Raw genomic sequence first — 9,473 nt, 5'->3', positions numbered from 1 at the left:
CGAATTGGAAGTGGACCCCGCGTGGCAGCAATCGAACCCTTGGCGCAGCGGCAGTTTGCCCTCGACGTCGTGCGCACGTTGCGCGACCGAGGCCATCTTGCCTATTGGGCCGGCGGCTGCGTGCGCGATCAGTTGCTCGGCCTGCTGCCGAAGGACTACGACGTCGCCACCGACGCGACGCCCCAATTGATCCGCGAGATCTTCGGCCGGCGCCGGACCTTGTTCGTCGGCGCCGCGTTCGGCGTCGTGACGGTCGTCGGCCCGAAGCGCGCTGGCCACGTCGAGGTGACCACTTTTCGTAGCGACGCCGCGTATAGCGACGGCCGGCACCCCGATTCGATCGCGTTCAGCACGCCGGAAGTCGACGCACAAAGGCGCGATTTCACGATCAACGGGTTGTTCTACGACCCGCTCCACGAAACCGTGATCGATTACGTCGGCGGGCAGGCCGACTTGCACACGGGGATCATCCGCGCGATCGGCGAGCCGCGTGCCCGCTTCGAGGAAGACAAGCTGCGCATGATCCGTGCCGTGCGTTTTACGGCGCGATTCGATTTCCGCCTCGATCCGGCCACTTTCGAGGCGGTGCGGCAAATGGCGCCGCAGCTCAAGGTCGTCAGCATCGAGCGCGTGATGCAGGAGCTGAAGGCCATTTTGACCGGGCCGCATCGACGGCGCGCCGTCGAATTGCTCGACGACACCGGGCTGCTCGCACAAATCCTACCCGAGGTGGCCAAATTGGCCCCTTCGGCGCAACCCGCCGGGGCTTCCGATCGCAGCGACTCTGCCTGGTCGCGCATGTTGGCTCTGCTCGAGTTGCTCGAACAGCCGAGTTTCAGCCAGTCGCTCGCCGTGCTGCTGGCCGAAACCAGTCCCGAGACAGTCGCGGCTGTTTGCCAGCGCCTGCGAACATCGACCAAAGAGCAGGAGCGCGCCGTCTGGCTGGTTCGCCACCGGGGTGCGCTGGCCGGAGCCGCCGAACGCCCCTGGTCCGAAATCCAGCCGGTCCTGGTCGCGCCGGGTGGCCGCGAACTGCTCGACGTCTACGATGCCGAGTTGCAGATCGCTGGCCGCGATCGCGCCGATTGGGAGTATTGCCGCCAGAAGCTCGAGCTCCCGCCCGAAGTTCTCGATCCGCCGCCGCTGCTGACCGGCGATCATCTGATCGCCAAAGGCGTGCCGCGCGGCAAGGTCTATAAACTATTGCTCGACCGAGCCCGCACAGCGCAGCTCGACGGTCAGACCAACAGCGAGGCCGACGCCTTGCAGTCGATCGACCGCTGGCTCGCCGAGCTCGACCCGCCCAAAACGTGAACTTCCCGTCAGACCTCTGGAAAGCCCCTTGCCATGCAAATCGTCGACCTGCTCATGCGTTGGCTGCACATTCTGGCCGCGATCACCGCGGTCGGCGGCACGCTGTTCATGACCGTGGCTCTGCATCCCGTCGTGGTGACGCTCGACGAAGCGACGCGCAAGACGATCCAGGGACAAATCCGCGGGCGCTGGGCCAAGTTTGTACACGCCGCGATTCTGGGTCTGCTCGTCAGCGGCCTCTACAACTTCTTCATGCTCGTGCGGAATTACCAGGTGCCAAGCTGGTATCACATGCTTTGGGGGATCAAGTTCCTGATCGCGCTGCTGATCTTCTTTATCGCCAGCTCGTTGCTGGGACGCAGCGCGCGGGCCGAGCGCATGCGTGCGCAAGCCGGCTTCTGGCTCGGAATGAATCTCTCCCTGGCCATCGCGGTCGTGCTGATCTCGGGCGTCCTACGACAAGCCCCCCGGACGCCCAAGGTGCCCGCACAACCCGCACCATCGGCAGTCCCCACGGCAAGTTTGGGGAGTGTTGCGACTCCGGCCCCGCGGATTTTGTCAACCGCCTCCGGCTCGATTAGGCTTGAGAGGAGTCACGCGTTCGCCGTGGTCCGGACGCGTCCTCCGCGTCTTCAGACGAGTTCTCGCCGATGGAAGATCGACGACGTGCTGTCGAAATCCTCACCGAGGCCCGCGACGCCCTGGCGCGCCGGTTGGTCGAACGTGTGATCGACTCGGAGTCGGACCTGCTCGACGAGGCCCGCGGCGAAAGCTACGGCGGCGAGATCGAGACGATCCACGATCAACTGGCAGCGCGGCTGGCCAACGTCAACTCCATGCTCGCGCAAATCCACGCGCTGCCCGAGCGAACCGCGGTGGCCGAAGGCGACGCGCTCGGCGACGTGCATCGCGTATCGACCGGCGGGGTGTCGTACGAAGTGCCCCTGCCCACTTCGACCGTCATTGCCGAGGCGCCGGCCACGATCGGCGCCGCGGTGGCCGATACGCGCACCATCGATCCGACAGCGCCGGCAGGCTTTGCCGAGTTTGCAAGGCTGATCCACGACGGCAACCAGACCGAGGCTGCCCTGACGCTCGCCGGCTTGCTCGACGTCGAACCGGCCCGTGCGGCGCGCTGTGCGGCTCATTTCAGCAATCGATACCACGCGACACCCGAGTTCCTGAAACAGGCCATGGGCCTGCGGCGCGAACTGGTCGCCGGCGGTGTCAATGGACCGCTGATGTTGCTTTGGGAATGCTTCGGGCTGCAAGGCCCCGAGGCGGTCGGCGCGCTGCAGGTCTTGCGAGCGAAACTCTCGCAGGGGATATTTCCTGCAAGCTCCTGACGCAGATTCTCAACGTCGAACCGGAAAACGCCCGTTATGGACACCAAGGCCAAGAAGCGAATCGACGTGATCCAGAAGAAGCTGCAAACCTTGCGGCAGCAGCTCAGCGGCGCCAAGAAGCAGATGGACGACCCGGAAGAAGTGCGGCGTCTCGAGCAGGAAATCGCCGGCCTCGACGCCGAGTTGGCCAAGCTCAAGGCATCGTAGGGGCCGCCCCTCAATCGCCCGCGCGTATAGGCCTGCCTCGGGGCGCCCGTGCCGGACGAATTCGCTTGACTGCACTGCGCGGGCCTGCGAAAACTGGTGCCGTCAACTGCGAATCCTCTCCCCATGCGAGTTGGCGCTGGTCGCCAGCGGAACTGCCAGTGAAGGACAACCCGCTTGGTTCTGATCGAGCCAGGTCGGCGTAAGCCATTCTTCGTCCTTCCATTTCTCCTGGGGTATCTGCCATGTGGTTCGCTGCGCGCTCGGTTCGCGTCCTATGCTCGTTGACGGTCGGTTTACTCTGTTGCTTGAACGGCATTTTCAGCCTGGGCGCTGGGCCCACCTTTCCGCTGATGAGCTATTGGGCGCCTGCCGACGGAGGCAACGGTCACGTCTACGAATATGTAAACACTCCGCTCAACTGGCAGGACGCCGCGTCAATCGCCGCGAGCCAGACGCGTTTCGGCGTCTCGGGTCACCTCGCGGTGATCGGGTCGGCCGAAGAAAACATGGTGGTACACGCCGTAGGTAGCGCCGATCCCATCTTTTCGCACGGCTGGATCGGGCTGAGTCAGCCACCCGGCAGCGGCGAGCCGACCGCCGATTTTGGCTGGATCACGGGGGAGCCACTCACCTACACCAACTGGAGCGGCGGCGAGCCCAACGACGCGGGCGACGAAGACTTTGGCACGCTTCAAACTTCCGGAACCTGGAACGACTTGAACGGCACGAATCATCCCAACGGCTACTTCGTGGAGTACGAAACAACCGACCAAGTATTCTCGTCGGACACCACGCTCAACACGTTTGGCACCAGCACGCTCGCCGTTCAAGCGTTGTTGGCAGGCGACCCGATATCGGCCCCGTTTACCTCCGAACTAACGGGGTGGCTCGATGCCCGCTTTCTCTATACGCCCGGGCCCTCTGGTCCGCAGCTCGTGGGCGTGTCGCTCCTCGACTCGCGCGCGGACGCTGACGATACACAAGGCGTCGTCGACCTGAGCCCCTTGGGCACCGTCGATTTCAGCCTCGTCGATGCGGCCGCGGCGTTGCGTCAGCCTTTCGCTCAACAGGGCGTGTTCGTGCCGATCTCACCCGACGGAAGTGCTCCGGTCGATGATTTAGTATTCCAATTCCTCGACGGTCATTTCGACTACGTGTCGCACGGCGGGTTGGCCACCTTGGTGGGGTCGGGCACCCTGGATCTGGTCGATGATTTCGTCGATTTCCGCATTGGCGATTTTTCGCCCGGCCTGCGCCTGCAGACCCAAGTGTTGCCCACGCCGGACCCGAGCCTGTGGGAAGTCGAGATGTTCGTGCCTGTCAGGTTTCGCGACCGAGTCTTTGAGGACAGCAATTTCCTCGAGATCGACGTGACGGCCGCGATCGAATTGCGCGGATTCATCCACGTGGTGCCGGAGCCCGCTGCGCACGTGCTGGCCGCCTGCGGGCTGTTGGGCCTGATCGCCGCGCGCACCTGGCGCCGGCCCCGTGCCGCGCGCAGACGCGGGTAACGGCCGAGAGACCCGAGACGGCAGACACACGCCGCCGCAAGGCCTATTGCTTGCGGATCAGCTTGTTGCCGCGATAGATGGCCACGTCGTCGACGCCATCGCCGTTGAAGTCGCCGACCACCGGCACGTCGCCCGCCTCGCCGAGTTCGATGACCAGATCGTTGGCGTCGATCTTGCCGTTGTGGTCCATGTCGATCATCCAGCGGCCGTTGCGATAGACGCCGATCTCGTCGATCCCGTCGCCGTCGAAGTCGCCGATGATCGGAATATCGCCAGGCTGGCCGAGCGAGACCAGCTCTTCCTCTATCTGCAATTGGCCGTCGCCGTTGATGTCGAGGAACCACTCGCCGCCGACGAATACGCCGATGTTGTCGATGCCGTCGCCGTTGAAGTCGCCGCTGACGGGAATGTCGCCCTTGGCGCCGTAGCGGAACACGTGGTCGATCAGGTCGCTGCGCACGTTGCCTTGCAGCGTGCGCTTCAGCGCGCGCCGACCGTCGGTGGCTTCTTCCGTCGCCGGCGGGACGTTCTTCTTGTGTCCCGTCCGCTGATTCTGAGCGTCGGGCAATCCTGGCTCGTGCCGCAGCGCTCGGGGATCGCCCTTCCAGGCCGGGCCGAAGATGCCGATGTCGGTCTTGCCGTCGCCGTCCCAATCGCCGGTCACCGGACGGTCTTCTTTGGAGCCGAGCTTGCCCCACATGTCGCCCTCGTCCCAATGGCCGTTGCCGTTGTAGTCGAGGAACCATTGGCCGTTGATGAACACGCCGATTTCACTGGTCCCGTCGCCGTCCCAGTCGCCGGTGACCGGCACCGCGCCCGCCTCGCCGAACAGGAACTCGACCGTGCTGCCCGAGGCGTCGCCCGGCAACACCCAAGTGGACTGCGTCATGTCGCGACCGACCCATTCGCCAGCGCCCATCCGCACGCTGCCCACCTGCACCAGCGCCGCGGCACCGGCGAACTCGCCGCGCGGGCTGCCGCCGTCGATGACGCTCAAGTGCCACGAGAAACCCTGCGTCGGCACGGGCAACCCGCCGCCAAACAGGAGGGTCTTCTCGAGCATGATGGTCGGCACCTGGCTGCCGATCGGCGGTCCGTTCGGCGCGGGGGCAAAGGGTGTGCCCGACACAAAGGGGGGAATCGTCGGATCAACGTCGGGGAAGAAACCTTGCGGGCGCGATTGGACGAGAACCTCGCTGAAGTTGTTCTCGACCGACTCGCCGCCGGCGGGCAGTATGATGTCCGTGATCGCGTCGAAGTTGTGATCGATGCCCTGTGGGATCAAATCGACCGGCGTCGTGGCGTTGATCGCCAACCCACCCAGACTGCCCGCGGTGTCGATGCTGTCCAGGTAACCCGAGGGCTGCGCTTCGAACACCGTATAGGTACCGGGCTTCAAGCCGGTGAATTTGTAGAAGCCGTTCGCGTCGGTCACCGCTTCAAGCGGGTTCCCGTCGGGACCGTTGATGACGATGCCCGAGGAATCGGCCAGCCGCAACACGACGCCTTGCAGCGGCCGATCGTCAGCCGTGCGTTGGCCATTGCGCTGCAGGCTCAAACCCTGCAAGCTCAAGCCGTCGGCGTTGTTCAGGTCGATCGTCGGCCCGTCCTGGAAGACGTAGCCCGAAATGGTGCCTTGCGGCATCTCGCAGAAGTTGTAGTCAAAGGCATTCGTTCCCGAGCCGAGCGGGACGAGCCCGAGGATGTTCTTCGAGACTTTCATGCCGCCGACGCTGCCGAGCGTGGCATCGCCGTCGAGATAGCCTTGCGGCTGTTCCTCTTCGACGCCGTAGGTACCGGGCAACAAATTGCTGAACGAGTAGGTCCCGTCGGCGGCCGTCAGCGTCTGGCTGATGCGATGGCCGGCCCCATCGAGCAGGTAAACCGTCACGCCGCCCAATGGGCTTTCGTTGGCATCGAGCACGCAATCGCCGTCGAGGTCGAGATACACCGTGCCGCTGATGCTGGCGGGGCGCAACTCGCCGAAGTTGTAGTTCGCGCCGGTCTGCCCCGGGCTGAGCATAGCGCCGGTGATCTTGTCGCCGGGATTGGTGGCCGTTCCGCCGGCCGTACCGGCCGCATCGACGCCGTCCCAAAACAGCAGCGGCTGATCTTCGGCCACGCCATATTTGCCCGGCGCCAGGTTCAGGAAGCAGTAGAAGCCATTGGCATCGGTGACCGTCGTCACGCCGGTCGGATTGCCCGCCGCGTCCAACAAGCGGAGCGTCACGCCGGCAATCGGCTCTTCGCCGGAGTCGAAGGTGCCGCTTTGATTGGCATCGACAAAGACGAAGCCCGCCAGCTTGGCCGGCAGGTTTTCGCAGAAATCGTAGCCGGTGGCCGCCACGCCGCCGCCCAGCACGATGTTGCGGATCGTGTCCGGCGCCTCGTGGACGCCGCCGGCCGTCCCGATCACGTCGCCGCCGTCGAAGTAGCCGCCGGGTTGATCTTCGCGGATCGAATAGACGCCGGGAGTCAGGTTCTCGAACTTGAATCGGCCGTCGGCATCGGTCAGCGTCGTCGCCACTTCGTTGCCGCCGGCATCGAGCAAATGAATCGTCACGTTGGCCAGCGGCGTTTCGCCGGCATCGAAGACACAGTCGCCGTCGAAGTCGGCGAATACGCGTCCCGCCACGCTCGCCGGCTCGAGTTCGCAGAAGTCGTAGCTCACCGCGTTGACGCCTGCGCCGAGCACGATCGACGAGATCGTATCGGGCGCGACCAGCGTCCCGCCGGCGCTGCCGACGTGATCGCCGCTGTCGAAATAGCCGGCCGGCTGCAATTCCTTGACTTGATACGTGCCCGGCGCCAGGTTCTCGAACTTGTACTGTCCCTGGGCGTCGGTCGTCGTCTCGGCGAGCTGGCTGCCCTGGGCATCGAGCAGCAGGACCGTCACGCCGGCCAGCAGCGGCTCGCCTTGATCGTAGACGCAGTCGCCATCGCGATCGGCATGCACGCGACCGGCAATGCTCGACGGCTCAACTTCGCAGAAGTCGTAATTGACGGCGTTGACGGCGGGCCCCAACGCGATCTCGGCAATCGTGTCGGGAGCCACGAGCGCACCCCCGGCGCTGCCGACGTGGTCGTCGCCGTCGAAATAGCCGGCCGGTTGTAGCTCCTTGACCTGGTACTCGCCCGGGGCGAGGTTCTCGAATTTGTATTGTCCCTGGGCGTTGGTGGTGGTCGAGGCGACCTGGTTGCCCTCGGCATCGAGCAACAAGATCGTCACGCCCGCCAACAGCGGCTCGCCGGGATCGTATTCACAGTCGCCATCGCGGTCGGCAATCACGCGGCCGGCAATGCTCGATGGCTCCAATTCGCAGAAGTCGTAATTCACCGCGTGGGTACCCGAGGTCAGCAGGACCTGGGTGATCTTGTCGTTTTGCAGGTTTCCACCGGCGCTGCCGGCGTGGTCGCCGCTGTCGAAGTAGCCGGCCGGCTGCACCTCTTCGACGCCATAGACGCCGGGGGCCAGGCCCGCGAATTCGTACCGGCCCTCGGAGTCGGTCGTGGTGCTGTCGATGCGGACGCCTTGCGAATCGAGCAGGTAGATCGTCACTCCGGCCAGCGTCGGCTCACCGGCGTCCAGTTCGCAATCGCCGTCACGGTCGGCATGCACGCGGCCGCTAATGCTGACCGGCAGCAACTCGCCGAAATCGTAGTTGATGCCGTTCTGCCCGCCGACCAGAGTGATCCCGGCAATCTGGTCTCCCGGCTGAGGATCGGCCGCACCGCCCGCCGAGCCCGGCGCGTCTTTGCCGTCGAAGTAGCCGGCCGGGTGCAATTCGCGAACGCGGTAGTTGCCCGGCATCAGGTTGCCGATGCTCCACGAGCCGTCGGCCAGCGTTTGCGTCGTGAGCGGCGCCGGCAGCGGGCCCGAATTGGGCAGCAGCTGCACCTCGATCGTGACGCCGGCAATCGGCTGCTCGCCGGGATCGCGGACCCCGTCGTCGTCGGCATCATGGTAGACATGGCCTGCGATCGAGGCGGGCAGCGTCTCGGCAAAATCGTTGTGGATGCTGTCGTCGCCGCCCAGGAGCTGGATATCGGTGACAACGTCGGTCGAGAAGACTGTGCCGCGGACGATGCCATCGACCGTGCCCGCCTTGGCACCGACGCTGAAATAGCCGACCGGCTGCGTTTCGACGACGCGATACTCGCCGGGCAGCAAACCGTCGAACTTATACTCGCCCTGGGCGTTGGTCTGCGTGGTCTTGCCGGTCGCCACCCACGAGTTGCCGTCGCGCTGCAGCAGCGCGATGGTCACGCCGGCGATGCCGCTGTCGCCGCCGTCGAGGTTGTTGTTGGCGTTCAGGTCGTTGAACACCTTGCCGGCGATCGTAATCGGCAGCGGCGTCATTTCGCCTTGCCAATGCGTGCCGGCGGTGCGCACTTCCTGGCCTTCTGTTTCCGGCGGCACATAGTTGTCCGGCGGCAGGTTGAGCCCCGTGCCCGACAAGTTGTAGAAGTCGAAAAACGTCGAGGTGTCGGTCAGGTCGAAGTAGTGCGGGGCGGCAAAGGTCGCGGTAAGTTTGCTGCCTTCAAACTCCTCACCTTCGACGACGGCGCTGGCGCTGTCGTTGAAGAAGCCCTGCTCGTCGAAATCGAGGCTGATGATCAGTTTTTCGCCGGCGTCAAAGCCGGTGAAATCGAAGATCAACTTCTGGCCGCCGTCGGACAGTTGCGCGTTGACGCTGCCGATACCGGTCTGCGAGACAACCTGGAAGCCGATCGCGGCAAATACGCCCTTGCCGCCGGCAGAGATATCAATGAACGGATCGCCCTGCGTCAGACCGTCGCCAGCCTTGTCGGTGTCGATCACCAGGTGCGTCAGTTGTGCACCGGCCGGGCCACCGTTGAAGGTGATCTCGATCCGATCGGAAGCCAGGTCTTGGCCGCTCGCCTCCTCGTAGTAGACCGCACCCACGTGCAGGTCGGCCGCCATGAGCGCGCGCGTCTCGAGACTTTCGATCCCGCACCAGCGGAGCAACCGCCGCTTCAGGCTGAGCTTGGGCGCCGGCGCTGAGCGGTGTGCCGAGTCGCGACGGTAACGCTTACGTGCGTGGGCCACGATGTACCTCCGTGATAACGCTGT

Annotated in this window: 6 protein-coding genes; 5 read left to right on the top strand and 1 reads right to left on the bottom strand. The window is 64.7% G+C overall.

Features of this window, described 5'->3' with window-relative positions; all coding sequences use genetic code 11:
- Positions 1-21: 21 nt before the first annotated feature.
- The 5 genes from K1X74_09835 (at position 22) to K1X74_09815 (ending at position 4,378) form a co-directional block, all read left to right on the top strand.
- Positions 22-1,314, top strand: coding sequence for a CCA tRNA nucleotidyltransferase (locus K1X74_09835; protein ID MBX7166634.1), 1,293 nt, complete (start codon positions 22-24; stop codon positions 1,312-1,314).
- Positions 1,315-1,368: 54 nt separating this feature from the next.
- The gene (locus tag K1X74_09830) at positions 1,369-2,043 is read left to right on the top strand and encodes a hypothetical protein (GenBank protein ID MBX7166633.1); all 675 of its coding nucleotides are present in this window, start codon (positions 1,369-1,371) and stop codon (positions 2,041-2,043) included.
- Positions 1,965-2,660: a hypothetical protein gene (locus K1X74_09825; GenBank protein ID MBX7166632.1), complete on the top strand. Its 696-nt coding sequence runs from the start codon at positions 1,965-1,967 to the stop codon at positions 2,658-2,660. Before K1X74_09830 ends, K1X74_09825 begins: the two co-directional genes overlap by 79 nt.
- 36 nt (positions 2,661-2,696) lie before the next feature.
- Entirely contained in the window at positions 2,697-2,867 is a 171-nt protein-coding gene (locus tag K1X74_09820) for a hypothetical protein (GenBank protein MBX7166631.1), read from the top strand.
- Between the two features lie 305 nt (positions 2,868-3,172).
- Positions 3,173-4,378: a hypothetical protein gene (locus K1X74_09815; GenBank protein ID MBX7166630.1), complete on the top strand. Its 1,206-nt coding sequence runs from the start codon at positions 3,173-3,175 to the stop codon at positions 4,376-4,378.
- 43 nt (positions 4,379-4,421) lie between these two features.
- Here the strand turns inward: K1X74_09815 and K1X74_09810 are convergent, their stop codons facing one another.
- Entirely contained in the window at positions 4,422-9,449 is a 5,028-nt protein-coding gene (locus tag K1X74_09810; protein ID MBX7166629.1) for a carboxypeptidase regulatory-like domain-containing protein, read from the bottom strand.
- Positions 9,450-9,473 lie beyond the last annotated feature (24 nt).

This window comes from Pirellulales bacterium (assembly GCA_019694435.1).
Lineage (GTDB): Bacteria > Planctomycetota > Planctomycetia > Pirellulales > JAEUIK01 > JAIBBZ01.
This window is presented reverse-complemented; position numbering and strand designations above follow the sequence as displayed.

Coding starts and splice junctions, on each gene's coding strand:
- K1X74_09830 (MBX7166633.1), top strand. CDS start 1,369: ATGCGTTGGCTGCACATTCTGGCCGCGATCACCGCGGTCGGCGGCACG.
- K1X74_09825 (MBX7166632.1), top strand. CDS start 1,965: ATGGAAGATCGACGACGTGCTGTCGAAATCCTCACCGAGGCCCGCGAC.
- K1X74_09820 (MBX7166631.1), top strand. CDS start 2,697: ATGGACACCAAGGCCAAGAAGCGAATCGACGTGATCCAGAAGAAGCTG.